General features: G+C 62.0%; 22 protein-coding genes, 1 tRNA gene and 1 riboswitch. Of the genes, 15 read left to right on the plus strand and 8 right to left on the minus strand.

Annotated elements, in window-relative coordinates; all coding sequences use genetic code 11:
- The first annotated feature begins 90 nt into the window (after nt 1-90).
- The 4 genes from BLV09_RS29670 to BLV09_RS29685 all read left to right on the plus strand — a co-directional run bounded on the left by BLV09_RS29670 (nt 91) and on the right by BLV09_RS29685 (nt 5,739).
- The gene (locus BLV09_RS29670; protein ID WP_146689917.1) at nt 91-498 is read left to right on the plus strand and encodes a FixH family protein; all 408 of its coding nucleotides are present in this window, start codon (nt 91-93) and stop codon (nt 496-498) included.
- Nucleotides 495-1,919, plus strand: coding sequence for an efflux RND transporter periplasmic adaptor subunit (locus BLV09_RS29675; RefSeq protein WP_146689918.1), 1,425 nt, complete (start codon nt 495-497; stop codon nt 1,917-1,919). Before BLV09_RS29670 ends, BLV09_RS29675 begins: the two co-directional genes overlap by 4 nt.
- A complete protein-coding gene (locus BLV09_RS29680) occupies nt 1,916-5,107 on the plus strand; it encodes an efflux RND transporter permease subunit (RefSeq protein WP_146689919.1) in 3,192 nt (1,063 codons plus the stop codon). Before BLV09_RS29675 ends, BLV09_RS29680 begins: the two co-directional genes overlap by 4 nt.
- A 146-nt stretch (nt 5,108-5,253) precedes the next feature.
- Nucleotides 5,254-5,739, plus strand: a complete 486-nt coding sequence (locus BLV09_RS29685; protein WP_146689920.1) for a Crp/Fnr family transcriptional regulator — start codon at nt 5,254-5,256, stop codon at nt 5,737-5,739.
- Here BLV09_RS29685 and BLV09_RS29690 read toward each other — a convergent pair.
- The gene (locus tag BLV09_RS29690) at nt 5,678-6,505 is read right to left on the minus strand and encodes a metallophosphoesterase family protein (RefSeq protein ID WP_146689921.1); all 828 of its coding nucleotides are present in this window, start codon (nt 6,503-6,505) and stop codon (nt 5,678-5,680) included. The genes BLV09_RS29685 and BLV09_RS29690 overlap by 62 nt on opposite strands.
- Nucleotides 6,506-6,634: 129 nt before the next feature.
- Nucleotides 6,635-10,228: a PAS domain-containing protein gene (locus BLV09_RS29695; RefSeq protein ID WP_146689922.1), complete on the minus strand. Its 3,594-nt coding sequence runs from the start codon at nt 10,226-10,228 to the stop codon at nt 6,635-6,637.
- A gap of 344 nt (nt 10,229-10,572) precedes the next feature.
- Between BLV09_RS29695 and BLV09_RS29700 the strand changes: the two genes are divergently transcribed.
- From BLV09_RS29700 to BLV09_RS29715, 4 genes are all read left to right on the plus strand, one after another.
- Nucleotides 10,573-10,950, plus strand: a complete 378-nt coding sequence (locus BLV09_RS29700) for a phasin (protein WP_100385717.1) — start codon at nt 10,573-10,575, stop codon at nt 10,948-10,950.
- Nucleotides 10,951-11,247: 297 nt separating this feature from the next.
- Nucleotides 11,248-11,679 carry a phasin gene (locus tag BLV09_RS29705; RefSeq protein WP_146689923.1) on the plus strand — a complete coding sequence of 144 codons (432 nt, stop codon included), beginning with the start codon at nt 11,248-11,250 and terminating at the stop codon, nt 11,677-11,679.
- Between the two features lie 228 nt (nt 11,680-11,907).
- A tRNA-His gene (locus BLV09_RS29710) sits at nt 11,908-11,984 on the plus strand.
- 534 nt (nt 11,985-12,518) lie between these two features.
- Complete coding sequence (locus BLV09_RS29715; RefSeq protein WP_146689924.1) at nt 12,519-13,058, plus strand: hypothetical protein; 540 nt, start codon at nt 12,519-12,521, stop codon at nt 13,056-13,058.
- Nucleotides 13,059-14,482: 1,424 nt separating this feature from the next.
- Here the strand turns inward: BLV09_RS29715 and BLV09_RS37505 are convergent.
- A complete protein-coding gene (locus tag BLV09_RS37505) occupies nt 14,483-14,704 on the minus strand; it encodes a response regulator (RefSeq protein WP_167558915.1) in 222 nt (73 codons plus the stop codon).
- Between the two features lie 496 nt (nt 14,705-15,200).
- On the opposite strand from BLV09_RS37505, the gene BLV09_RS29725 reads away from it, so the two are divergent.
- The 6 genes from BLV09_RS29725 (at nt 15,201) to BLV09_RS29755 (ending at nt 21,388) form a co-directional block, all read left to right on the plus strand.
- On the plus strand, nt 15,201-15,590 hold the full coding sequence (locus BLV09_RS29725; RefSeq protein ID WP_146689926.1) for a hypothetical protein: 390 nt from the start codon (nt 15,201-15,203) through the stop codon (nt 15,588-15,590).
- Nucleotides 15,591-15,693: 103 nt separating this feature from the next.
- Nucleotides 15,694-15,754, plus strand: a riboswitch (Fluoride riboswitch).
- Nucleotides 15,755-16,025: 271 nt separating this feature from the next.
- Nucleotides 16,026-16,406: a fluoride efflux transporter CrcB gene (crcB, locus tag BLV09_RS29735; RefSeq protein WP_146689928.1), complete on the plus strand. Its 381-nt coding sequence runs from the start codon at nt 16,026-16,028 to the stop codon at nt 16,404-16,406.
- 150 nt (nt 16,407-16,556) lie between these two features.
- On the plus strand, nt 16,557-18,398 hold the full coding sequence (gene ilvD / locus BLV09_RS29740; protein ID WP_146689929.1) for a dihydroxy-acid dehydratase: 1,842 nt from the start codon (nt 16,557-16,559) through the stop codon (nt 18,396-18,398).
- Nucleotides 18,399-18,546: 148 nt separating this feature from the next.
- Nucleotides 18,547-18,906, plus strand: coding sequence for a hypothetical protein (locus BLV09_RS29745; RefSeq protein WP_244548846.1), 360 nt, complete (start codon nt 18,547-18,549; stop codon nt 18,904-18,906).
- 108 nt (nt 18,907-19,014) lie between these two features.
- Complete coding sequence (locus tag BLV09_RS29750; protein ID WP_146689930.1) at nt 19,015-20,205, plus strand: ABC transporter substrate-binding protein; 1,191 nt, start codon at nt 19,015-19,017, stop codon at nt 20,203-20,205.
- A 502-nt stretch (nt 20,206-20,707) separates the two neighbouring features.
- Nucleotides 20,708-21,388, plus strand: coding sequence for a ParA family protein (locus BLV09_RS29755; RefSeq protein ID WP_100385730.1), 681 nt, complete (start codon nt 20,708-20,710; stop codon nt 21,386-21,388).
- Nucleotides 21,389-21,545: 157 nt separating this feature from the next.
- Here BLV09_RS29755 and BLV09_RS38520 read toward each other — a convergent pair whose 3' ends face one another.
- The 3 genes from BLV09_RS38520 to BLV09_RS29760 form a co-directional block, all read right to left on the minus strand.
- Nucleotides 21,546-21,680 carry a hypothetical protein gene (locus tag BLV09_RS38520; RefSeq protein WP_283806798.1) on the minus strand — a complete coding sequence of 45 codons (135 nt, stop codon included), beginning with the start codon at nt 21,678-21,680 and terminating at the stop codon, nt 21,546-21,548.
- Between the two features lie 245 nt (nt 21,681-21,925).
- A complete protein-coding gene (locus tag BLV09_RS37510; protein WP_167558916.1) occupies nt 21,926-22,075 on the minus strand; it encodes a hypothetical protein in 150 nt (49 codons plus the stop codon).
- 136 nt (nt 22,076-22,211) lie between these two features.
- Nucleotides 22,212-22,487 carry a metal-sensitive transcriptional regulator gene (locus tag BLV09_RS29760; protein WP_100387445.1) on the minus strand — a complete coding sequence of 92 codons (276 nt, stop codon included), beginning with the start codon at nt 22,485-22,487 and terminating at the stop codon, nt 22,212-22,214.
- Between the two features lie 54 nt (nt 22,488-22,541).
- Here BLV09_RS29760 and BLV09_RS29765 point away from each other — a divergent pair, with 54 nt between their 5' ends.
- The gene (locus tag BLV09_RS29765; protein WP_146689931.1) at nt 22,542-24,959 is read left to right on the plus strand and encodes a heavy metal translocating P-type ATPase; all 2,418 of its coding nucleotides are present in this window, start codon (nt 22,542-22,544) and stop codon (nt 24,957-24,959) included.
- A 21-nt stretch (nt 24,960-24,980) separates the two neighbouring features.
- Here BLV09_RS29765 and BLV09_RS29770 read toward each other — a convergent pair whose 3' ends face one another.
- Entirely contained in the window at nt 24,981-25,463 is a 483-nt protein-coding gene (locus BLV09_RS29770; RefSeq protein ID WP_244548847.1) for a GNAT family acetyltransferase, read from the minus strand.
- Entirely contained in the window at nt 25,426-26,373 is a 948-nt protein-coding gene (locus tag BLV09_RS29775; protein WP_146689932.1) for a 4-hydroxy-tetrahydrodipicolinate synthase family protein, read from the minus strand. The genes BLV09_RS29770 and BLV09_RS29775 overlap by 38 nt, the downstream gene beginning before the upstream one ends.
- Nucleotides 26,374-26,741: the final 368 nt, after the last annotated feature.

Consider the following 26,741-nt stretch of genomic DNA (forward strand, 5'->3'; position numbering starts at 1 on the left):
TCCAGCGCCGGTTGCTGCCGCGTGGTCTCAAAACCGCGCGGATAGACGCATGCCGCCTTGCGGCGGCCACAGACATCAGAGGATTCCAAAATGAAGACGTCTCGTTATGCGCGTGCCCTTAGGGCCGCGTTGATCGGCATTGCCATGGCCGGTCCGGCCACGGTCGCGCGCGCCGACATCAAGGACTACGAGTTCAAGCTCGTCGATCAGACAATCCAGGCCGGCCCCGACAAGGTCATCACGGTACGGCTAATGAATACCAAGACCGGCAAACCGGTATCGGACGCTGTCATCTTCGCGACTCGCCTGGATATGACTCCGGACGGCATGCAGGAGATGGCGACGAAGATCGCACCGATGCCGGGCGGGGAGCCCGGGACCTACAAGTTCAAGGCCACCTTCGGCATGGCCGGGCGATGGCAGCTTTCCCTGGGCGCAAAGGTTCAGGGTGAGACCGGCACCGTGGAGAACAAGCTCGTCATCACGGCGCAGAAATGAACCGCGCCGTACTCACAAGCGCCACTGCCGCCGCCTTGATCGCGGCGGCGGGAGGCGGGTTCATCGTCGGGCGTGCGCAGTGGACTGCGGTAGGCCTCCCCAGCATGGTCACTTCCGCTGTGGCGGAAGGCAGCCGCACGCCGATCTATTACCAAGATCCTGACGGCAAGCCTTGGTACTCGCTGACTCCTGGGAAAACCCCGGACGGCCGCGACTATCGCGGCGTTCCCGCGGACGCCGATGTCAGCTTCGACGAGGCAACTCCGGAGGCGACGATGTCGGCAGCGCCATCCGCCACTGCCGCCGAGCGCAAGATCAAATACTACCGCAACCCCATGGGTCTGCCGGACACGTCGCCGACGCCGAAGAAGGACTCCATGGGGATGGACTACATCCCGGTCTTCGAGGGCGACGATTCAGACGATGGGTCGGTCAAGCTTTCTGTCGCCAAGATCCAACGTACCGGCGTCAAATCCGAGCCTGCAGCACGGCGGGTGATCCGGACTGCGATCCGCGCGCCAGGCACCATTCAACTGGATGAGCGCCGCGTCTCGGTGATTTCGATGCGCGCCGAAAGCTGGGTGCAGAAGGTCGCCGACGTCACTACGGGCACGCGGGTCACGAAGGGCCAGCCGCTGATGGAAATCTACAGCCCGGCGGTATCTTCGGCCGCTGCCGAATACATTGCGGCGCTCAGTTCAAAAGGAACCGTTGGGGAAGTCGGTCTCTACGGGCGCGGATCCCGCCAGCGGATCATGAACCTCGACGTTCCGGAGCCCGTCATCGTGTCGATGGAAAAGAGCCACACCGTTCCGATCGCGATCGAATGGTCCGCGCCCCGCGACGGCATCGTGTTGGAGCGCAACGCCGTCGAGGGAATGCGCGCGCAGCCCGGCGACGTGCTGTTCCGGGTCGCGGATACATCGGTCGTGTGGGCGATGGTCGATGTCGCGGAACGCGATCTCGGCGCTATCGCCGTCGGCCAGCCGGTCACGGTGAAGGCGCGCAGTTTCCCGGGGCGCGAATTCCAGGGCAAGATCAGCGTGATCTATCCGCAGGTGAACCGGGAAACCCGGACCGCCCGCGTTCGGATCGAACTCCCGAACGCCGATCTCGCTTTGCTGCCGGACATGTATGTCGACGCCGAGATCAACACGGGAAGTTCCGAACCGGTTCTTGCCATTCCGGAGAGCGCCGTTCTGGATACCGGACGCAAGCAAGCCGTCTTCATCGATAAAGGAGAGGGTCGGTTCGAACCGCGTGACGTGAAGCTGGGTCATCGCGGCGACGGCTATGTCGAGGTCCGGGAGGGTATCGTGGAGGGCGAGCCTGTCGTCGTTTCAGCCAACTTCCTGATCGACGCCGAAAGCAATCTGAAGGCGGCTCTCAAGGGATTTTCGGAAGCGGGAGGCCAGCAATGATCGCCCGCCTCATCGCCTGGTCAGCCCACAACCTGCTGCTCGTACTGTTCGGCGCCGGTTTCGCCGCCTCGGCCGGCATCTACGCGCTGGTCCATCTGCCGCTCGACGCCATTCCGGATCTGTCGGACACCCAGGTCATCGTCTATACGGAATACCCCGGCCAGGCGCCGCAGGTGATCGAGGACCAGGTCACCTATCCGCTGACGACGGCCATGCTGACCGTGCCGCGGTCAAAGGTGGTGCGGGGATTTTCGTTCTTCGGCGTGTCGTTTGTCTACGTCATCTTCGAGGACGGTACCGACATCTACTGGGCCCGTTCGCGTGTGCTCGAATTTCTCAACGGCGCGACTTCGCGACTGCCCGCCGGCGTGACGCCCACGATCGGTCCGGATGCGACCGGCGTCGGATGGGTCTACCAGTACGCCGTGATGTCGAAGGAGTTGAACCTCGCCGACACGCGTACCATCCAGGATTGGAATCTGAAGTTTGCGCTCGCCAAGGCCGAAGGCGTCGCCGAAGTGGCCAGCGTCGGCGGCTTCGTCAAGCAATACAACGTCGTCCTCGATCCGCAGCGCATGCGCGACCTCGGCATCACCATGCAGAAGATGCGCGACGCGATCCGCGCCAGCAATGCCGATGTCGGCGGCCGCACGGTCGAACTTTCGGAGTTCGAATATGTCATCCGCGGGAAAGGCTATCTGAAGAGCATCAACGACCTCGGCAACATCGTGCTGAAGACGAATAACGGCACGCCAGTGCTGTTGCGCGACGTCGCCCGGGTTGAGCTCGGTCCCGACGAGCGACGCGGCATTACGGAGCTCAACGGCGAGGGCGAGGTCGCAAGTGGCATCGTGCTGCAGCGCTTCGGCGTTAACGCGCTCGATGTCATCGACAACGTCAAGAAGCGCCTCAAGGAGATCGCCAGCAGCCTGCCGAAATCAGTGGAGATCGTACCGGTCTACGACCGCTCGAACCTGATCTACGCCGCTATCGACACGCTCAAGCACACGCTGTTCGAGGAGAGCGTGGTGGTCGCACTGGTCTGCATCGTGTTCCTGCTGCATTTTCGTAGCGCCCTGGTGGCAATCCTGATGCTGCCAGTCGGCATACTGATGGCATTCGGCGCGATGAAGCTGCTCGGGCTCGGCTCCAACATCATGAGCCTGGGCGGCATCGCAATCGCGATCGGCGCCATGATCGATGCCGCGATCGTCATGATCGAGAACGCCCACAAGCATCTCGAACGTGCACAGCCGGGACAATCGCGTGTCGACATCCTGATCGCCGCCGCCTCCGAGGTCGGGCCGGCGCTGTTCTTCAGCCTGCTGATCATCACCGTATCGTTCATGCCGATCTTCACGCTGGAGTCGCAGGAAGGGCGGCTGTTTAGCCCACTCGCGTTTACAAAGACTTTCTCCATGGCGGCTGCGGCACTTTTGTCGGTCACGCTGGTGCCGGCGCTGATGATAATTTTCGTCCGCGGCCGGATCGTTCCGGAGCACAGGAATCCGATCAACCGCTTCCTGATCTGGATCTACCGCCCCGTCATCAAGGGCGTCATGCGGGCCAAGACGCTGGTGATCGCGCTCGCGATCGCCGTGCTCGCGGTCACCGTCTGGCCGGCTCGCCAACTTGGCACCGAGTTCATGCCCAACCTCAACGAAGGCACGCTGCTCTACATGCCGACCACGCTGCCGGGCATCTCCGTCACCAAGGCCGGCGAGTTGCTGCAGACGCAAGACAAGATCATCAAGTCGTTCCCCGAAGTGACATCGGTGTACGGCAAGGCCGGCCGGGCCGAGACCGCAACCGATCCGGCGCCATCCGAAATGTTCGAAACCGTCATTAACCTCAAGCCGAAGGAGCAATGGCGTCCGGGGCTGACGGTCGACGGCCTGATCGCGCAAATGGACAAGGCGTTGCAATTTCCTGGCGTGTCGAATGCCTGGACCATGCCGATCAAGGCGCGCATCGACATGTTGTCGACCGGTATCCGGACGCCGATCGGGGTGAAGGTCATCGGCACCGACCTGGTGGAGATGGACAGGCTCGCCAAACAAATCGAACAGGTGCTGAAGGCCGTGCCAGGAACGTCGTCGGCTTACGCCGAGCGCGGGATTGGCGGCTACTACCTCGACGTGACGCCGGACCGGGAAGCCTTAGCGCGCTACGGCATCATGATCCAGGACGTCCAGGACGTGATCGCGACCGCGCTCGGCGGCCAGACGGTGACCACGACGGTCGAAGGCCGGCAGCGCTTCAGCGTCAACATGCGCTACCCGCGCGATCTCAGGGACAACCCGCAGGCCATCGCCAACGACGTGTTGGTGCCGATGCCCGCCGGCGGTGCTGTCCCGCTCGGCGAGGTGGCGAAGGTCACGCCGGCGCGAGGACCGACCTCGATCCGGACCGAAGATGGACAATTGGCCACCTACATCTATGTCGACATCCGCGATCGCGATCTCGGCGGCTACGTTGCTGACGCGCAGCGCGCCGTGCAAGCGAGCATCCAGTTTCCGCCCGGCTACTACGTCATGTGGAGCGGCCAGTATGAATATCTTGAGCGTGCAACGGCGCGCCTGAAAATCGTCGTGCCGGTGACGCTGCTGATTATCTTTCTGCTGCTGTATCTGAATTTCCGCTCGATCACCGAGACGATGATCGTCATGCTGTCGCTGCCGTTCGCACTGGTCGGCGGCCTCTGGCTGATGTGGTGGCTCGGCTTCAATCTGTCGGTCGCGGTCGCGGTCGGTTTCATCGCGCTCGCCGGCGTCGCCGCGGAAACTGGCGTGGTGATGCTGATCTACCTAAATCAGGCGTTGGCCGAGATTAAAGCGCAACGCCACATCGAGGGCCGGGCCCTTACGCGTAGCGACCTCTACGACGCCATTATGGAAGGCGCGGTGGAGCGGGTGCGGCCGAAGATGATGACGGTCGTCGCCATCATGGCGGGCCTGCTGCCGATCATGTGGAGCACCGGCGCAGGTTCCGAGGTCATGCAGCGCATCGCGGTGCCGATGATCGGCGGGATGATCTCGTCGACGCTGCTGACGTTGATCGTGATCCCCGCGATCTTTGGCCTGGTCAAAGGCTTTCGGTTGGCGCGCGATGACCGCTTCGATAGCCGGCCGCCACTTGCTGAAAAGCTGACCAAGCAGCCTCAGCGCGTTCCGGAGCCCGCCGAATGAGGTGAAGCATGATAAGCGGCGTATCAGGATGAGCCGGTCATATGGCGTCAGCGGTTGCTGACAATTTGAGCATGCCGGCCACATTATCCGTTCGACGGTAGCGACCCTCCCGCCTAGTCTCGGCGGGTGGATTGGGATGTCATGGGATGCACGCGATTCTGGACTATTGCAGCGGCGGAGTTCAGCGAAAGGTGCCCGCAGGCGCGTTCGTCATTCAGGAAGGCGGCACGACCGGCCGCCTCTATGTGTTGGTCGACGGGCGGCTGGAGGTCACCAAGGGCGATACCGTCGTTGCCGTCATCACCGAGCCCGGCGCGGTGTTGGGTGAGATGTCGGTTCTGCTCGATCAGCCGCATACCGCGAGCGTGCGCGCGGCTTCCGATTCAATCATCTATGAGTTCGATGACGCGGCTTCATTTCTCGACGAGCAGCCGGCAGTGGCATTGCTGATCGCGCGGCTGCTCGCCCAGCGGCTCAATGTCGCGAACACCTATCTCGCCGATCTCAAGCAGCAATATGCCGGTCACGGCAATCACCTCGCGATGGTCGGCGATATCCTGCAGAGCATGATCAACCTGCCGCCGAAGGAGGTCTCACCAGGATCGGATCGGCAATCCGACCCAAGGATGTGAGCCATGGTGGCGGATCGGTCAGCGGCGCAGCCGGCCGCTGCAGCGGGACGCGCAGGTTGATCCACTGCTCGTCGCCGGCCGCGAGCCAGAATGCCGTGCCATCCTCGATGTCGAGCACGATGCATACCGGTGGTCGGCCGGGCTGCAGGCCGGCGTTGAACACCCAGGTGGCGTCGAGCCGATCGAACCACGATCCGTCCGCAATGAACGGCGACTGGTGCACATGGCCTGAGATCACCATCGAAGGCTGGTAGCGCTGGATCCACTGCACCAGTTCGATGTCGCCGAAAAAACGTTTGCCGCCCCAGCTCGTCGGCGAATCCGCCGGCGGCGCGTGATGGACCCAAATCCATCGCTTCAGCCGTTGAACGGCATCCTTGGCAAGCTGGTCGTCGATGCGCTGCTTGACGAGCGGCCCGTCCCACCACGGGCAGACCGTGAACAGGGTGTCGCCGATGACAAGGCTATCGCCGTCGCAGGCAATGCCGAATTCGCGGACTTCACCAACCCAGCGGGCGATTTTTTCACCCTCGGAATTGCGCTCGTCGAGGTCATGATTGCCCGAACAGAGAATGACACGCGTGAGGCCGGACAACAGCGCCAGATATTTCTTCACCACGACGATCTGGGCGCGGAAGTCCACCATCGATCCGATGTCGAGCGCGTCTCCGGCGAAGATGACGAGATCGAATTCCGGCGCCGCGCTGAGCAACCAGTCAAACTGCGGTAGCGAATAATGCAGGTCCGCCACGACCAGACAGCGCATGATCAAATCATTCCGAATGCCGGACAGTCAGGCCCGCGATCGCGGGTCGGCACAACGGGAGCAAGAACCATACCTGCCACCAACGCGGCCAACGCGACAGATTCGCGCAGCCGCTTTAGTTTGCAGGGGCTACGCCCGCGCGACCGACTGCGAGAACAGCACCTCGATCAGCGTGCCGGAATGCGCGCCGGTCTTGATCTGGAAATGCGCGCGGTTGGCTTCGACCAGTGCCTTGGTCAGCGACAGGTTGACACCGGAATTGTCGGACGCCTGATCCGACAGCGCTGACGTGCGGAACGGCTCCAGCGCGGCCGCGACTTCGTTGTCGTTCAAGCCGGGGCCGGTATCGCGGACCCGCAGCACCACTTCGCCGAAGTCGGACAAGGCGGTGGAGACGATGACCTGTCCGCCGGCATTGGCGAGATGGATCGAGTTGCCGATCAGGTTGAGCGTGATCTGGCGCAGCGCGCGGGCATCGGCGACGACAGGCGGCAGCGTGTGCGCCAGCGATGTCCGGATAATGATGCGTTCGCGATTGGCCTGCGGCTGCATCACGCCGACGCATTGCTCGACCAGATCATTGAGGTTCTGGCTGGCGAAGGTGAGGTCGAGCTTGCCGGTCTCGATCCGCGACAGGTCGAGCAGGTCGCTGATAATGGCGATCACGCGTTCGCCGGACGCACGGATGTCCTTCATATATTCGACGTAACGCTCATTGCCGAGTGCGCCGAACCGCTCGCCGATCATCACTTCGGCAAAGCCCAGGATGGCGTTGAGCGGCGCGCGGACCTCGTGGCTGATCCGCGCCAGCATGTCCGCTTTGGCGTTCGCGCCGCGATCGGCGAGCCGGCGGGCCTCCCGCAACTCGCTCTCGCTCTTTTTGGTTTGCGAAAGATCGCGAAACACCGCGAAGAAATTCGGCCCCTGGGCCTGTGTCCGTCCCATTGTCATCGAGACCGGGATGAGCCCGCCGCCACGCACGCGGGCCAGCACGTCGCGGCCCTGTTCCAGCAGGCTTGCGATATTGGCGCCCTTGATGCTTTCCAGATAGTCGCGCACCGCGGACTGGCTTTCCGGCGCGAACAGCTCGTCGAATTTGTGCTGCACGAGCTCGGTGCCGTCATGGCCGAACAGCGCTTCGGCGCTGCGGTTGCAGGAATTGATGTTGCCTTCGGCATCGAACATCAGGATGCCCTCGGCCGTGGTGTCGAGAATGGCGGCGAGCTCTTCGGCATTGGCGTGGCCGACGGGTGATGGCTCGGGATCAGCGACTGGCTCGGCGATCACTTCGGTCGCAGCAACGACAGTGTCGCTGCTCGGCGCGGGCGCGGGCGAAAAAATCAGCGCCAGCGCGGAAGCGCCGTCCCATGCGATGGTGTGGAGGCGCGCCTCCGTCGTCGATGGCGGCGCGTGTTCCGGCGAATCTTGCGTGGCTGATATCGTCACCGGTGTGCCGGTATCCGACGTGCTGCTGGCGTTCGATACACCGGGTTCGACATAGAGCGCGTCGAGGCCGCCGGCCTCTTCCAGCGCGTGAAGGCTGTGATAGCCCATCCGCTCCAGGAACGCCGGGTTGGCGTAGAGCAGCCGGTCGAGCCGGTAGATCAGGATGCCCATCGGCAGCAGATCGAGCAGCGCCCGGTCGCGACGGCTTTCGCCGCGCGGGGGCGGCTCGGGCTGCGTCAGCCAGCCGGGTTGTTCGCTGACCTCGGGGGCTTCGACGTTGGCCGGCTGATCGACAACGGCCTCAGCGGTCTCGGCCACTGGCGTCATCGCAGGCTTGGCCTTCTCGAGCCGCTCGGCCAACTGCCGCGCGAGCTCGTTGAACGCGCTGTTTTCCACCGGCGTCAGGGCAGGCGATTTCGGCTCGCTGATCGGCCGAAATGGCACGACGTTTTGGGGCGGTTCCACGGCTGTTTCCAAAGGGGTTGGTGGTGAAGTCTCCGAAGCAATCGGCGCTGACAATTCAATGGGACCGGACGATGCGACGCCGGCATTCAGTTCGTAGTCTTCCTCCGCAAGGTCGGCGGTGACGATATCGGCCGAAAGCGCCTGCGGCGCCGGCGGGTTGTGGAGCGATTCATAGCGGCGTAACGCGGCCAGTCGTGTCAGGCCGTCGAGGTCGCGGCAGACACCAAAGCCGCGATAACCGGCGAAATTGTGGGCACGATCGAACACCGGCAATCCGGCAAGCTCCACCGGCAGGCTGCCGCCATCGACCGGCCAGTCCAGGGTGATGCCGCTCCAGGTATTGTGGGTGGCGAAGGCCTTGAGGACGCGGCCGTCAGGGTCGAGCCCGAATGTTTCGGCGATGCTGCTCCATGACCGGCCGAAGCGTGCGGCGGTGCGCGCGCCGATCAGACCGGTGAACTCGCCGGCGCTCAGCGAAAAGCGGCCGTGGGCGTCCATCTGCCACAGAAAGCGCAGCGGGTGCAGGCGTGGACTGGGCGGGGACTCCTCGAGCCATGCAGGTGTTTCGACGGGCAACAATGTGGCCGTCGTCGAAACGCACGCGTCATCCGCGGGTGCCGTGGCCTCGTTCGCCGATACGGAGGACTCCTCGACGGGAGGCATCGCAGCCTCCGGCTCATCGGCCACCGCTTCGACATAGGGCGACGGTTCGTGCGCAGGCTCTTCAATGCCGGGCACGGGCATTTCCGGCGTTGCCTCGGCGGATGATGTTTCGACGGCGGGCTCCGCCGGCTGTTCTGCCGGCGTGTCGATCAATGCAAATTCGGCCGGCGCTTCGCCCGACATCGCCGGTTGTTCGTAATCGGGCGCCGGCCGCGATTCCAGCTCGATCGGCGTGGCGTCGCTGGTCTCTGCGGGAGGCGATGTGAATTCGTCGATCAATGCAAACTCGGCAGGTGCTTCGCCCGACATCGCGGGCTGTTTGTATTCCGGCGCCGGTTGAGATTCCGGTTCGACCGGCGTGATTTCGGCGGCCTCGGCGGGAGGATCGGCAAATTCGTCGAACAATGCAAATGCGGCCGGGGCCTGGTTTGGCATCGCCGGCCGCTTGTTGTTAGGCGCGATGGGTTCCATGGCCGGTGCCATGCCGGTCGCCATCAGGGCGACAAGGCCGGCATCCGCGCCAATGCCGACGCGCTGCAGCACCAGGCGGCCGAAGCCGGGCGGCAGTTCGGCGTAGCCATGTTTGATTGCATTGCTGCGCGCTTTGCCAACACAGCTCTCGTCAAGACCCGCATCGGCGAGATCGCGAAAACCCGGCAGCAATCGCGCGGCGTCGCTGGCGCCGATGAACCTGCCCTCGCGGGTAAAAGCCGCGATCGGCGCATCGATGCCTTCGACCAGCCGCTGCAGCCGCTCGACCAGCGGCATCGCGGCGCGGCCGACAGGTTCGGCTACGGCGACCAGGATGCCACGGCTGCCGTCTGCGAAATCGAGCTTGGCGCAGCCGCAGGTGATGAGGGTGCCGAGCGCCGCCCCAAAGCCGCGCAGCCGCTCCAGCCGGATCGCGCCCGACGGCGGCAGCCGGTTTGCGAGCTGGGCCACCTGACGCCGCTGCGCGTCCGCCGGACCGAAGGTCTTTTTGGCCAGCGCAACGCTATTGGCTGCACCGAACAGCCTCGCGCCGGCCGGATTGGCCCACAGGACCCGCGTGCCGTCGACCGACCAAAGCCATGCCGGCAGCGCGCTCGTTGCATGTACCGCCAGTCGCGGATCGCCGACGCCTCGCAACTGGAATTCCAGATTATTCATTGGATTGACATGACCGGCAGCTGTCGCGTGGCTCCGACGATGGCTTCAGGGATCGGCGGCCAGACGGTGACAGCCTTAACGGACCGATAGTATCGCGCGGGGCAGGCGCCAGGTCCACGTCTTGACAGCGGCGACGATGGTCTGAGGCGCGATAACCTTAATCCGTCTGAACCATCGAGCCGGCTTTCGCGTTGAGGTGTTGAAAACCGCCAGCAAAGGTTCACGATCAGGATACTGGAAGACAACGTCACACCGGCGAAGTCGTTTCCGGATAATTTCAAGGCTGGGTGCGAGCGAGGAACCGGGGCCGTGAATGGCTCCTTCAGCACGACAGGAGTGCGACCATGAGCGAAGACGGGCGTTTCGAGATTCCGAAGGAAATGCGATCGATGGCCGAGGCGAGCTTCGATCAGGCGCGCAATGCTTTCGAGAAATTCCTCGCCACCGCACAGCAGACGGCGGGCACGATCGAGGAGCGGGGCGCGACGGTTCGCGCCGGCGCCAAGGATATCAGCGCCAAGGCGCTTACCTATGCCGAGAAGAACGTGCAGGCCTCGCTCGACTATGCGCAGGCGCTGCTGCACGCCAAGGACCTGACCGAAGTGATGCGGCTGCACGGCGATTATGTGCAGGCGCAAATGCGCTCGCTGGCCGAGCAGGCCAGTGAAATGGGCCAGATCGTCGGCCGGGCCGCGATGGACGCCGCCAAGCCGAAACACTGAGGCGAACTCGCCCCTGAAAGGGGACGGCTGAACGCCTTCGGGCGCAGAAAGGCGGCTTCCCGGCCCAGTTTGCGGCCGGGACGGCCCGCCCTATCTGCGACGAAATACGTATCGGAACCGCGTTAAAATTGCGGCATTGCACCGCAGATTGCTTTGCGTTGCACAATGTTGACATGATATGGGTGTTGGGTAGTGCCAGCCCGAAAGGGCAACTCCCGCTACGTGATTCCAGCTCGACGCTCCCTGCCGCGTACGCCAGGGGTCACACCGGTTCACCCCTCGCGAAGGACGCTGCCTATGGCTAATTCCGATCCTTTCTCCGCCTCCGTTATCCCGTTCGAAGTTCCCGAGCAGATGCGTGCGTTCGCCGAAAAGGGCGTCTCGCAGGCCCGCGACAACTACGCCAAGTTCAAGGACGCCGCCGAAACCCATAACGGCACCATCGAAGCGGTGTTTTCGGTGTTCAGCACCGGCGCCAAGGAATACTCCACCAAGGTGATGGAGATGATGAAGGAAGCCGCCAGCGCGAACCTCGACTTCGCCCAGGCGCTGGTCGGCGTGAAGTCGCCTTCGGAGGCGATGGAGCTGTGGACCACGCACGCACGCAAGTCGTTCGAATCGCTCACCGCCCATACCAAGGAACTCGCCGAGCTGACCCAGAAGGTCGCGACCGAGAGCGCCGAGCCGATCAAGGCCAACGCGTCGAAGCTGTTCAAGCCGGCTGCCTGATCTGGAAGCCCGTTAACCTCCAAAGGCTTTCGTTTCGAACAGGCCCGGGCGACAAGCCCGGGCTTGTTTGTTTTGCGTCTTGTCACGAATTGGCGGGGCGTTTGCTTTAGCCACGACCGCGTCGCAAGACGATGCGGACATTGCCATTCCCGGCCTTGCCAAAGCCGGGCGTTGCACCTAGTTTCCGCCCCGTTCGGCACCCCCTTTTCGAGAGGGCCGGCAACGGATGCAGTTGTAGCTCAGTTGGTTAGAGCGCCTGTCTGTGGAACAGGAGGTCGGTGGTTCGAGCCCACCCAACTGTACCAGCCAGTCAATAGTTAAGTCCGAAATCGTGGATTTGCTAAAATCGCTTAGCGAAGACCTTAGCGAATGCGAAGGCTTGCACTCGGCACAAAAAACCGCGCGATCCAGAGACAGCGCGGCTCTTGATCAGAGCTCAGTCCTTCTCGCTCATCTTACGACAGCGGAAAATAACCGGGCAGGGCGTCGAGATCGGTCTGCATCAATCAGGGGAAGGTACACCTTTGGGAGGCTTTCCCGATTGACACACCAAAAGATAGAAATGATTGTCCTCTCGCGTGGTCAAAGGGAGCGGCAAGCGTGAACCCATCAGCGGATCTTGAGAAGGCAGCAGAATGGCAAGCAGCGCGGGAGCCGAGGGAGCCGCCGAGGCCGGAGCCACGGCCTCAGCAGCGTCCGGACCCGAGGCCGACAAGGACGCCGGAGGATCGCCCGCACGAAGTACCGGGGCGGATCAACGAGGAGAAGGGACGTCCGACCCGGCACACGGACCCCTGGCCGCCGAAACGCTAGACAGCGCGGAGCGCGTTAGTTGCATCATGAATGCCCATTATCATGGTGCGCGCGAGGGCTTCCTCGATACGACACATCGTTGGTTCATGTTTGCCGTGATTGTCTTAGGCGCGGCGGCCTTCGCGGACCTCATTCCAAAGAGAGAAGGCGATCATCAGGAAAACCTGCTCAAGGGCTTTCTCGGAGCGGGAGCAGCTTTGTTCGGCGCTCTTGATCTGACCTTCGATCTTTCAAACCGAGCTAGAGCCCATTCATTGATGAAGCGGCGCTATTATGAGTTACTCGCCGATCTTCGTGAAGGCAAAAAATCTTCCGCGGAAGCTCGCGTCTGCTTAGACCGTTTTAGTGCTGACGAGGAACCGCCGTATCGCGCGCTATTGCTGTCCTGCTGGAACCGGACGCAGCGCGAAGTCTATGGGATGCACGCCGATCACTTTCACATTCCATTGTTTCACCGGCTCTTTAAGAATTGGCTCCGATGGACGTCCACAGACTTTGGAAATCCATTTGCGCCTGGTCAAAGCCAGTCGGTCTGGTTGTTATGGCGAACACGGCTCCGCAAATAAGTCGAGCCGGAAAGATATTTCTCAACATCATCGAACGCCAACCATCGGCGCTGAAAGCTTTCTGCCACTGCGCCGATCACCTGATCGAGTCCGGCCAGCATCCGTCTTCCTCATGCCGGCCGGTGCGATTGGTGCAGGTCTGGTCAAGCAACCGTTGCCCGACATCTTTCCAGATTGCGTGCGGCCCATAAAATCTGAGCGCATTCACCTTCTGGATTCGACAATCCGAGCGCAGCGCAGGCGCTCGACGCGATCGAGGAAGCGCGGGCGATGCCACCGGGGCCGCAGCGAACGGCCGCGCTGAAAAACGCCGGCCAGCTTCGTCGCAGCGCGGACGACCGGGGATTGATCTTTGCAAAACGTGGGAGGCCACGGAAGTAAGCCGGTTCTGTCAATTGTCTAAAATCGCAATGATTGCTGAAAGTGCTTGTTGAGCAAGTCCCATGATCCGCCAAAAAACCGGTCAATACAGAACAGCGAGCCGGAGCGCGATGATCAATGCTGGCTCATCACCGCTACTTCACCAGGCACATTACCGGTGACTGAGAGTGTTGCGCTCCCGCCTCTTTGAGGGAAGCATCATGCAGAAATCCCATTTTTTTCCCGACAACGTCAATGCTCACATCGAGCGGCCAGCTTGCCCCGGATGCCATGCTCCCATGATGCTCGCGCGCGTCATGCCGGCGAGCACGGGGTTCGACTTCCGCACGTTTGAGTGCCCGAAGTGCAATCACGTTCACCAGGTGAGAGTCGCCACCGAAGCGTCCGGGCACCTTTTTAACTCCCTTGCATAGGGGTAATGACCATGGAACAAACGACACAGGCACCACCTGATAGCCGCGTCTGGGACGACCGCGCGACGGAGGTTATTGCGGAAGCCCGTCAGATGCCTCGGGGAGAACGGCGACGTTCTGCGCTCAGGGAAGCCGGGCGTCTGCGCACTGCCGCCGAGATCAACCGATGGCTGACAACCAAATAAAGCGTGCTCGCTTCGGTTAGGCTGCGACGCCCGGCTTGGCAGCGATTGTGATGATCCATCGCGTCGAATTGCTGGACTTAACTTCCATGACCGAATGGACCAATCCCGTGATCAGCGATCCCTTGACGGTCAAGGCGGTTTTCTGCCCGCGATGTTGATCATAGCGGCAGCGTCTCGCGACTTTTGAATCAGTCGTCTCGAATGTCTGCATGATTTACCAAGTCGCGGTGCGCCAAACGGTTCCGGGTGACGGCAGTCGATCCGGATGATGCGCTCGGCATTCTCGCTTGATGAGGAGCTTGGCCGTGCGAGCCGCGGCGCTTGGAGAAGCTGATCGAACCGATGTCGAATGGCGTCCACTCCGCGCCAGACGGCATGAGGCGATGACATCCCTTAGCCCGCGTCCGGCGCTGTTGCAGCGTGGATTCGTCGAAGCAGTATCGCCTCAATCGGGTGGCCTAAGTTCTCCCAGAAGCCAACCAAGCGCATGAGATTTGATAGGGTCAACTTCGACGATGATTTTTTCAACGTGGGCGCATTTACCGCACTCGAACGTGCGCAAGTCGAGCGCCGTGCGCGTCGGCAAAATGCGGGAAAGCATCATTTCCGATCGGCAATTCGGGCAATAAGCCCGCGGAATGGACGTGAAATCGGACAGTGCTGACATGGCGCGTCCCTCGGCAGGCGGGAGCACAACACTCTCAGTCACCGGGAATACCTGGTGGTGGGACGGTGATGGCTCAGCTTGAGCGTGCGAGTCAATGACGCGCTGTTCAATATTGAACGGTGTCTGGTTTTGAATCGAATCATGTGAAACATTTTATTTCAATGATAGGTCGCATTTTTCGACAAGTGTTCCGGCTTGGCTTCACGGCCGTCACGCTGCTATTCTTTGGTTCTCAAACATAGAAGCGTTTTAAGAGGCTATTTGAGAAACGATAATCGCGTGGATTTCAATAACGCCCAGCCGATTTTAATCAGTCTGGCTTAGCGCGAGACAGCGCGCCGAATGTCGAACTAAACGTCCAGCGCCCAGGGATTGCAAGTACCTCCCGCGGTCGCGCTAAGGGTCTCCGAGCGGAGATCGGACAATTTTAGGGGGCGATTTCACCGTATCCCCACCTCCGAATGCTAGCTGCATCGAGCAGGAGGTTGCGGCCACCATGATCGCTCTACTTTTTCTTTTGTTTCCTGTTCTCGTTGGCGCATTGGCGCGCAGCCGCGGCAGATCGTTCGTGCGTTGGTTTATACTTTCTGTCGGCATCACCCCGATAGGCGGTCTGATCCTGCTCCTGATCTTGATGACGCGTGAGCGCAGGTCGATTGCGGATAAGCTGAATAAGAACGGCAGCGGGATAACGGGACAGCGCAAAGCGGAAGCCGCTCGCGGGACAGAACTGGATGAGCAACTCCGGGCCGAGGCCCGTGACAAGCGAGTCGAAAGATTAATCGCAGAGCGGATGCGCGAACTTGCTAACGCCCCTGTGCCGAGCATGGCCAGCCCCAGCCCATCATCTACAGCTGGACCGCCTGTATTCGGCAAGCGCCGCTAAATTTCTCGCCCACAGCGGGGCTCGTCCAGTTCGCTATCGCGCTTACACGGCAAGCCCATCCTTTGAGCTTGCGCCTAAACGGAGCCGCATTTACGCTTCCGGCTTCGAGGATGGGGATGAAGTCCCCCGATAACCGCCGAATGGCTGATGACTTCTACCGGGCGCGCGAGCGCTGGTAGAAGCACGTCTGCTGCCAGTCTCGTCATGCCCCCAAAACGAAAGGGCTGATGTGATGATTGGCTTACCACCTTCTCTTTTACCTCGTTCCCCGTTGCCGCCGTCGCTTTCGATCGCCGCATGGCTGGTGGGGTCGATCTGGCTCGTGGCCATCGTGGCCCGCGCCTTCGGTGCCCCGGGCGGGATTGTCGGGGCGACCTTCGCTGCCGGGCTCGTGGCAGGCATTGCCGAGTGGCTCGCGATCGGAAGGCGGCAGCGATGAACCCGCAATTCATTCTTGCGGTCGCGATCGGCGGCGCCATCGGCTCGGTCGCGCGCTATCTGGTTGCGATCGGCGCGGGCCGGGCGTTCGGCACGAATTTCCCCTGGGGCATCCTCATCATCAATGTGACGGGATCGTTCCTGATCGGTGCCTTCACCGGCCTGTTCGCGCTCAAATGGGATTTGCCGCAGGCGGTGCGGATTTTTCTCACCGTTGGAATCTGCGGCGGCTACACCACCTTCTCGACGTTCTCGCTCGATGCCTTTTATCTCATGGAGCGCGGCGAACTGGTAGCGGCGGGCCTCTACATGATCACGTCGGTCGTGCTTTCGGTCGCAGCGTTGGTGGCCGCGATGCAGCTTGTGCGCGTGATGTAAGGCATTAGCTCATCCCCGAAGGGCGCAAGCGGGCGGCTGCATAGCCCCTCTGCGCCAAACCGCGTTCAATCGGCAGAAGCCGCCGTCTAGAACACGGCCTCAGCCTCGAAATTCCGGATATACTATCCTCGATCCATAAAAGGACAGACCATGCCCGCCTACCGCTCCCGAACCACAACCCACGGCCGCAACATGGCGGGCGCCCGCGGCCTCTGGCGCGCCACCGGGATGAAGAACGAGGACTTCGGCAAGCCGATCATCGCCGTGGTCAATTCGTTCACGCAGTTCGTGCCCGGTCACGTCCACCTCAAGGATCTCGGGCAATTGGTCGCGCGGGAAATCGAAGGCGCCGGCGGCGTCGCCAAGGAGTTCAACACCATCGCGGTCGATGACGGCATCGCCATGGGACATGACGGCATGCTCTACAGCCTGCCGTCGCGCGAGATCATCGCCGACAGCGTCGAATACATGGTCAACGCGCATTGCGCCGACGCCATGGTGTGCATCTCCAATTGCGACAAGATCACCCCGGGCATGCTGATGGCCGCGTTGCGGATCAACATTCCCACCGTGTTCGTGTCGGGCGGCCCGATGGAATCCGGCAAGGTCAGCCTCAAGGGCAAAAAGCGGTCGCTCGATCTGGTCGACGCCATGGTCGCGGCCGCCGACGATTCGATCAGCGACGCCGAGGTCGAAGTCATCGAGCGGTCGGCGTGCCCGACCTGCGGATCGTGCTCCGGCATGTTCACGGCCAATTCGATGAACTGCCTGACCGAGGCGCTGGGCCTGGCGCTGCCCGGCAACGGCTCGGTGTTGGCGACGCATGCCGACCGCAAGGGGCTGTTCGTCGAAGCCGGCCATCTCATCGTCGATCTGGCGCGCCGCTATTACGAACAGAACGACGAGACGGCGCTGCCGCGCACGATCGCGAACTTCAAGGCGTTCGAAAACGCCATGACCCTCGATATCGCGATGGGCGGATCCACCAACACGGTGCTGCATTTGTTGGCCGCCGCCTATGAAGGCGGGATCCCCTTCACCATGCAGGATATCGACCGCCTGTCGCGCCGGGTGCCGGTGCTCTGCAAGGTGGCGCCCTCGGTGCCGGACGTGCATCTCGAGGACGTTCACCGCGCCGGCGGCGTCATGGCCATTCTCGGCGAACTCGACCGCGCCAACCTGATCAGCCGCGAACTGCCGATGGTGCACAGCAAGTCGCTGGCCGATGCGCTGGATCGCTGGGACATCAGGCGCAGCAAAAGCGAGAATGTCCGCACCTTCTTCAAGGCGGCGCCCGGCAACGTGCCGACGCAAGTGGCGTTCAGCCAGGACCGCCGGTTCGACGAGGTCGATACCGACCGCGTTAAAGGCTGCATCCGCGATGTCGAGCATGCGTTCTCAAAGGACGGCGGTCTCGCGGTGCTATCCGGCAATCTTGCCCTCGACGGCTGCATCGTGAAAACCGCTGGCGTCGATGAGAGCATTTTGAAATTCACCGGGCCAGCACGGATATTCGAAAGCCAGGACGCCGCGGTCGAAGGCATTTTGGGCGGCACGATCAAGGCTGGCGACGTTGTCGTGATCCGCTATGAGGGCCCGCGCGGCGGTCCCGGCATGCAGGAGATGCTGTACCCGACCAGCTACCTCAAATCGAAGGGGCTCGGAAAAGCCTGCGCCCTGATCACCGACGGCCGCTTTTCCGGCGGCACCTCGGGTCTCTCGATCGGGCACGTGTCTCCGGAGGCGGCGGAAGGCGGCCTGATCGGACTGGTGGAGGATGGCGACCGCATTGCGATCGATATTCCCGCGCGCTCGATCAGCCTGCTGGTCGATGACGCCACCCTGGCGCAACGCCGCGAGGCGATGCTGGCCCGCAAAGCGGAGGCATGGAAGCCGGCGAAGCGAAGCCGCAAGGTGTCGATGGCGCTCAAGGCCTATGCCGCGCTGACGACAAGCGCCGCGCGTGGCGCGGTGCGCGTGGTCAAGGAATAGCAGGATCGCCAGCACTTGTTGCCACGATGTCACGCGTGCGCGCTATCTGAGCTCACGCCGCTAAATCCGTGGCGAACTGCGACCGGGCGGTCCTTGCCAATCGCCCGTCGCTCACCGACAATCCCGACCTCAACAGGTCGGGGGTTTCATGCTTGTCGCTCGCTCCAGGAATTTCCAGCTCGGTTTGCTGTTTGTCACGGCGCTGTCATTGACGGCGCTGTGGCCCGCAGTGAGCGAGGCCTACACGCCCGAACAGCAGCAGGCCTGCAGCGGCGATGCTTTTCGTTTGTGCAGCTCCGAGATTCCCGATGTCGATCGTGTCACCGTCTGCATGATCAGAAATAAGGAGCAGCTTTCGCCGGGCTGCCAGGCGTTCTTCAGGTCCGGGCCGGAGCCTGATGTGGTGCAGGGTGACACCGGCGCACCGCTCAACCTCAAGCCGGCGACGGTGCGAAAACATACAAGGCCGCATCAGCTCAAAAAGCCGGTCAAGCGCGACGCCACTTGACCGCGGCGCAGCATTCGCTGACGCCGGCGATTCAAGCCGCACTCTGCTTGCCAACATCGGATTGGTCACTCACACTTCCTCCACAACAAAAAATGTGGAGGAAGCTCAATGTCCGTTCGCAGGATAATTCTGTTCGGTGTCGCGCTCGCTCTATTGGCGCAACCGGCGCTGGCGCAGAAGCAATATGGTCCCGGCACCAGCGATACCGAGATCAAGGTCGGCCAGACCATCGCCTATAGCGGGCCGGCCTCGGCCTATGGCGTGCTCGGCAAGGTTGAGGCGGCCTATTTCAAATGGCTGAACGACACCAAGGGCGGCATCAACGGCCGCAAGGTCACCTTCATCAGCCGCGACGACGGCTATTCGCCGCCCAAGGCGGTGGAGAATGTGCGCAGCCTGGTGGAAGGCGACGAGGTGGCGCTGATCTTCGGCGTGCTCGGCACGCCCTTGAACATGGCGATCCGGCCTTACCTCAACAAGCAGGGCGTGCCGCAGCTCTTCCCCGCCGCCGGCTCGTCCGCGCTGAACGACCCCGCGCATTTCCCCTGGACCATGGGCTGGCAGCCGATTTTGCGTGATGAAGCAAAGTTCTATGCCAAGAATCTGCTCGCGCATAACCCGAAGCCGAAAATCGCCGTGCTCTACCAGAACGATGATTTCGGCAAGGATCTCCTCAATGGCCTGAAGGAAGGTCTCGGCGAGGACGCCGACAAGATGATCGTCAGCGCGCAGAATTTTCAGTCGACCGATCCGACCATCGATAGCCAGATGGTGATCCTGCAGAATTCCGGCGCCGACTCGCTGTTCCTGTTCACCTATGCCAAGCAGGCCGCGCAGGCGATTACGAAAATGTACGACCTGAACTGGAAGCCGGAGACCTATCTGCATCTCGGCGCAGCGTCGGTCGGCGCCACGTTCAGGCCCGCCGGTCTCGACAAGTCCAAGGGCATCATGACGGCCGGATTCATGAAGGACGTCACCGATCCCAGATGGGCCAATGATCCCGACGTCAAGACCTGGACCGAGTGGATGAAGACCAACATGCCCGGCACCGATATCAACGACAGCCTTACGGTGGCCGGCTACAGCGTGGCCCAGACGCTGGAGCAGGTGCTCAGGCAGTGTGGTGACAATTTGACGCGGGAGAACATCATGAAGCAGGCGGCGAATTTGCGCGACTTCCACCTCGGGCTTCTGCTGCCGGACAGCCGCATCAACACCTCGCCGACCGACTATCGCGTCGTCACCTACATGCAGCTGCAGCGCTTCAATGGCGCAAATTGGAATGATGTGAAGTAGATCACACTTGCATTCCGGGGCGGCGCATTGACGGCCGCTCTTTGCGGCTCAGCGCGCCCCGGAAGGAGCCAGGCGATTGGCTTCGTAAGTCACGATGCCAAAAAACGAAAATCGGATTTTGGCAAAGATCACGTCCAAACAAACAGATAGCGATGAGTCTGCACTCAGCTAAGCTGGATCGGATTCTCTGCATTGGCTCTGGAGGCGCGCCGATCACTTGGCGGACTCGTTTTGTTCGCTCGTCATACGGGTATTGCCGATACTCGGACAGGTAGAGTGCAGAATGCACACCGATTGAGCGTCAGCACGCGCGGAATTCCGCAATGCCTGCTGTCAAAGTGCTTTTCGGATTCGATTGTCTCTCCTGCTGCGGCGCACGGTGTGACTCAAAAGCCAACGCCTGCACAAATCCGCGCATTCGCCATCATTGACTCCAAATTCTTCTTTCGCGAATCAGCGCGCTGATTCATTTTTGCGCCGGGGTCAATCTGGAGGCCAAGGTATGAACGTCATTGTTTTCGCATCGCGTAAAGGTGGCTCGGGCAAAAGCACCCTGGCTGCTCATCTCGCGGCGCTAGTGCATAAGTCAACGAAGCCCTGTCTAATGATCGATGCCGACCCGCAGGGGTCGCTTACGCTGTGGCACAAGCTGCGCGGCACCAACGAACCGCCGATCAAATCCGCCATCAATTCCGTCAGCGGAATTGTCGCCGCCGCCAAGCGCGATGGCATCGAGTGGGTCTTCATCGACACGCCGCCGAATACGTCGGCTGTCGTCGAAGACGCCATCAAGAATGCAACCATGGTGATTATTCCGGCGCGGCCGGGCGTGTTCGACGTCAACGCGGTGCAGGACACGATTCAAACCTGCCGGGCGCTGCGCAAGCCCTATGCGGTCGTGATCAACGGCGCGCCGGCTCGCCGCGACGATGCCGAAAGCCCGATCGTCACCATCGCCCGCGAGGCATTGGCCAAATTCCGTGCGCCGGTGTGGGGTGGCCAGATCACCAACCGTGCCGATCTGTTGATGGCGCTCGCCCAGGGCGAAGGTGCCCGCGAATATTCCGCGGAAGGCCGTGCGGCAGCCGAGATCAGCAAGCTCTGGGCGGCGATCGAACGTTCGGTCAAGGCGATCCGCGGCTCGTCGTCGGCCAGCGGCGCGATGCACAAGCAGGCGGCCTGATCCGGCCCGACTCTGATGTCGGCAACGAACGCGCGGGGTCCGCGCGTTTTTCGTTGTTTGCCATAGCGTTTTCGAGCGAAGTGGACACCGGTTCGCGTGAAGAAAACGCGTCAAGCCAGAATCTGTAGCCTCTGTTCTGATTAAAGAACCGAAGGCTTTAGTTCACCATCAGCACGTAGAAGGCGATCACTGGCGACAGGCTCAGGATCACCGACCAGATGCCAAGCGCCCAAAGAATGTCCTGCTTGGTAAAGCCCTGTTGGTCAGGGAAAGGTTTGTTGCGATTATTCACGACGCCCCTGCGTTCTGCTGTTGCAGGGGAATGTGTACGCGTCGAACTTTAAAATGCCTGCCCCGATTTCGCTCGCATTTGATCACAGGTGCTACCGTGGGTTAACCACGCGATCGCGGCTTTGCGCGTAAGCCTGCCCCGGACCTGATCCAGGCTGGATCCCGGTTCGCGTTACAGAAATGCGTCAACTAAAAGACAGGGCCTCGGTTCTGATTGAAGCAGGACCGAGCGGCCCGCGCGTCATATCAACCGAACAGGACGCGATAGGTCAGAACCGGCGCGAAGCCGAGCAGCATCGCCCACAGCGCGAATGACGAGACCAGAAAAACGTCCTGGGTCCGCTGCACCCGCTCGCAAATCGGGTACCGCTTATCGTGCTTGTATGAAGTGGTCATTGTTTCCCCCGTTTTTGTTATGGGGGGGTCAATAAGGCTCAAATTTTAAAGTTACGGCCATGGCATCGCTCGGCTTTGAAGCATCGCGGCCACCAATCATTAACCACACCAATGATCGCCCGGAGGAAGGCTGCCGTCAGCGGTCCGCCCGGCTGACCACGTCCATCAACTCCGCGATCTTGCGGCGCTGATCCGCCTTGTCGCCCGAATTGATCGCGTGTTCGACGCAATGGGCGACATGGTCACGCAGGATTTCCTCCTCGACGCGGCGGAGCGCGGTTTTCGCCGCGGCGATCTGCGTCACCACGTCGATGCAATAGCGGTCGTCCTCGACCATCCCCGCGAGACCGCGGATCTGGCCTTCAATTCGTTTCAGCCGTTTCAGGCAGGAGGTCTTGATCTCTGCTCGCATGCAGGTCATATACCCCCCTAGGGTATCTATTTCAAGAGGCCAGGAGAGTATTCGGTGGCGCAGACAGAACACGCTCATGACCACGCGCCTTCGCACGGTCACGAGACATCCCACGATCATGCGAGCGGCGCGCAGGCCAACGCCTGCTGCGGCGGACATCATGGCCATCAAGATAAAGCCGTCGAAACCGCGGCTGCGATCGATCCGGTCTGCGGCATGAGGGTTGATCCTGCGACCGCAAAGCATCGTTTTTCGTACAACGGGCAGGATTATTTCTTCTGCGGCGCGCGCTGCCGCGAACGTTTCGAAGCCGATCCGGAAAAATTCTTCACCCCCCGCGAGGCCGAGCCGGCGGCGCCGGCCGGCACCATCTACACCTGTCCCATGCACCCCGAGGTGCGGCAGGTAGGACCCGGGAGCTGTCCGATCTGCGGCATGGCGCTCGAGCCCGAACAGGTCTCGCTCGATGATGCGCCCGATCCCGAACTGATCGACATGACCAGGCGATTCTGGATTGCGCTGGCGCTGACCGCTCCGGTGTTTGTGATCGAGATGGGCAGCCATCTCGGGCTGATGCATCTGGTGCCGCCGCTGTGGTCGAATTGGATCTCGCTGGTGCTGGCAACACCGGTGGTGCTGTGGGCGGGCGCGCCGTTCTTTGTCCGCGGCTGGCGTTCGCTGGTCACCCGCAATCTCAATATGTTCACGCTGATCGCGATGGGCACCGGCGTGGCCTTTATCTACAGCGTGGTCGGGACGCTGGCGCCGCAACTGTTTCCGCCCGCCTTCCGCGACATGCATGGCGCGGTCGCGGTGTATTTCGAGGCGGCGGCCGTCATCACGGTTCTGGTCTTGCTGGGACAGGTGCTGGAATTGCGGGCGCGGGCGCGCACGTCCGGCGCCATCCGCGCGCTGCTCGGGCTTGCGCCCAAAACCGCGCGGCGCATCACCGCACATGGCGATGAAGATGTCGCACTCGAGCACATCGTGGTCGGTGACTTGTTGCGGGTCCGTCCCGGCGAGAAGATTCCCGTCGACGGCGTGGTCACCGAAGGCAGCTCCTTCATCGACGAGTCCATGGTCACGGGCGAGTCGATGCCGGTGTCGAAGGCCGGCGGCGATCATGTGATCGGCGGCACCGTCAACCAGAGCGGCGGTCTGGTGCTGCGGGCCGACAAGGTCGGCCACGACACCATGCTGGCGCGGATCGTCGACATGGTGGCGCGGGCGCAGCGATCGCGGGCGCCGATCCAGCGGCTCGCCGATCAGGTCGCGGGCTGGTTCGTCCCGGCGGTGATTGCGGCGGCGCTGTTGGCATTTGCGGCCTGGATGATGTTCGGGCCGGAGCCACGTTTCACGTTCGGTCTGGTCGCGGCCGTCACGGTCCTGATCATCGCCTGTCCCTGCGCGTTGGGGCTGGCGACGCCGATGTCGATCATGGTCGGCGTCGGCCGCGGTGCGCATGCGGGAATCCTGATCCGTGACGCGCAGGCGCTGGAGCAGTTTGAGCGCATCGACACGCTGGTGATCGACAAGACCGGCACCTTGACGGAAGGCAGACCGAAAGTGGTCCGGATCATCGCGGCCGAAGGTTTCGCGGAAAACGACGTGCTGCGGCTGGCGGCCAGTGTCGAGCGCGGCAGCGAACATCCGCTGGCGCTGGCGATCCTCAACGCCGCGAAGGAACGTCATCTAAGCCTGAGCGAAGCCGGCGATTTCACCTCGCCATCCGGCAAGGGCGCTACCGGGATTGTTGGCGACAAGGCCGTGGCGCTCGGCAACGCGATGCTGATGGGCGAGCTGAAGATCGCAACGCAAGCGCTCGACGGCGCCGCCGAGGCCGCGCGGCAACAGGGTTCAACCGCCATCTATGTCGCGATCGACGGCCGCGCCGTTGCCGTCATCGCCATCGCCGATCCGATCAAATCATCGGCGCAAGCCGCGTTGCAGGCGCTGCGCGATGACGGCCTGCGCATTGTCATGCTGACCGGCGACAACCTCACGACCGCGCGTGCGGTGGCCGGGCAGCTCGGCATCGACGAGATCGAGGCGGGCATCCTGCCGGAGCGCAAGAGCGAGGTGGTGCAACGGCTGCGCCGCGAAGGCCGCAACGTCGCGATGGTTGGCGACGGCATCAATGACGCGCCGGCCCTGGCCGCGGCCGATGTCGGCATTGCCATGGGCAGCGGTACTGATGTCGCGATCGAGAGCGCCGGCGTGACGCTGTTGACCGGCGATTTGATGGGGCTGGTGCGGGCGCGGCGACTGTCGGTCGCGACCATGCGCAACATCCGCCAGAACCTCACTTTCGCATTCCTGTACAACGCCGCCGGCGTTCCGATCGCCGCCGGCGTGCTCTATCCCGTGTTCGGCATCCTGTTGTCGCCAACGGTGGGCGCCGCCGCGATGGCGCTGTCGTCGGTCAGCGTCATCGGCAACGCGCTGCGGCTGGCGCGCACCAAACTGGACTAGTGCTGCGCTGCCCGATGAAGCCTATGGGAGGCGCTTACTCATGCTGATGCGCTCCTCAACGCCGTATCCAAGGCTCTGATAAAAGCCCAGCACGGCTGCATTCGAAGCCACGACCTGAAGGTTGACCTTGATGCAGCCGAGCGCCGCTAGGCGCCTTTCGGCCTCCTGGATCAAAGCTTCCCCGATCCCCTGGCGTTGGCTTGATTTGCCAACCGCAATTCGCGAGATCCAGCCGCGATGTCCGTCATATCCGGCCATGATGGATCCCACGACCGAACCGGATTCGACGGCGACCAACAAGAGGTCCGGCTGGACTTTCAGTTTTTCGGGAATGGATGTTTTGGCGACATTCCACGCGGTGTCGTTCGGGAAGGCTTCCCGCCAAAGCGCGTCCACTCCATCGAAATGGCCATCGGTATAGGTCACGATCGAGAACATTGCTTCTGGTCCTGCAAGGCGCAAAAATTTAGCTTTGCGCTCGTCGCGGCAATCGATCAACCCCACGACACCTTTGTTCGATTTCCAGATCGAGACGCGCCGCTAGTTCTGCGCTCACCTCCACCATCGGCAGGCGCACTTCTGCGCTGTCGATCAGCCCGGTTCGCGACAGCCAATACTTGGCCGGCGCCGGGCTTGGCTCTGCGAACAACAGCCTGGTGAGATCGGAGATGCTCTCCCAGCGTGCCTGCGCGGCGTCGCGGTTACCTTCCCTGAAAAGCGTCCGCACCGAAGCAAAACCCTCGGTGTCGATATGGGCCGACAGCAGGATCGCGCCGTCGGCGCCGTCTGAAATCGCGTCGTAATATTGCGTGTCTTCGCCGGTCAGAATGCGAAAGCCCGACGGGCGCCGCCGCAACAGGTCGATGGACTGCGCGCGGTCGGCGCCGCAATCCTTCAGTCCCACAATATTAGGATGTTCGGCGAGACGGAGCAGGGTCTCGTTGCTGAGGTTGACGGCGCTCCGGTAGGGAATGTTGTAGAGCACGATCGGCCATGAGGCGTGATCGGCAAGCACGCTGAAATGTTGCAGCAGGCCGCGTTGCGAGGGCCGCACGTAATACGGGCTCGAGATCAGGTAGCCGTCGATCGGCCAGGCCGCCGTTTCATCCAGCTGATCCAGCATCTTCAGCGTGCTGGCGCCTGACAGTCCCAAGCAGATCGGCATGTAATGTCTGATGTCGGCCATCTCGGCCCGCGTCAGCGTCACCACTTGCTCAAGTTCGGCGATGCCGAGCGCCATGCCTTCGCCCGAGGTGGCGGCGAGCACCAATCCGTCGACTGGTCCACGGGCGTAGTGCCTGACCAGCCGGCGCAACGATGTCTCGTCCAGATCGCCATCACGAAAGGGTGTGACAAGCGGCAGCCACAGGCCCTGCAATTGGCTTCGAAGGTCAGCGCTTGAAAGATTGGTCATGGGTCCATCTCCTAAGGTTTGAGCCGGAGACGGGACAATAAAAAACCCCGTCCAGACGGCGGGGTTTTGGGATCGGTTGTGAGCGAGAAGTCTATCGCGCGCGTCGATCTCCAGTCCCCGGAAGGGGAGCTTTTTTCGAGATCGCTGTGCACGAATTCGTGATCATTGGAAAATGATGATCGATGACATCCGGACTGTCAATGATCCCGGATCAGGGCGGAAACGCCGCGGCATCGAGCGCGAAAAAAGAGCAAAAAAAAGCCGGGCCCAAGAGAGCCCGGCTTAAGGTATTGGCCACGTGAGGCCGACACAATCACCTTCCAAGAGGGATTACTGAGCGTCCGCGCCACTGGAGGAGGGGGACAAAT

The organism is Bradyrhizobium canariense, from assembly GCF_900105125.1.
GTDB classification, from domain to species: domain Bacteria; phylum Pseudomonadota; class Alphaproteobacteria; order Rhizobiales; family Xanthobacteraceae; genus Bradyrhizobium; species Bradyrhizobium canariense_A.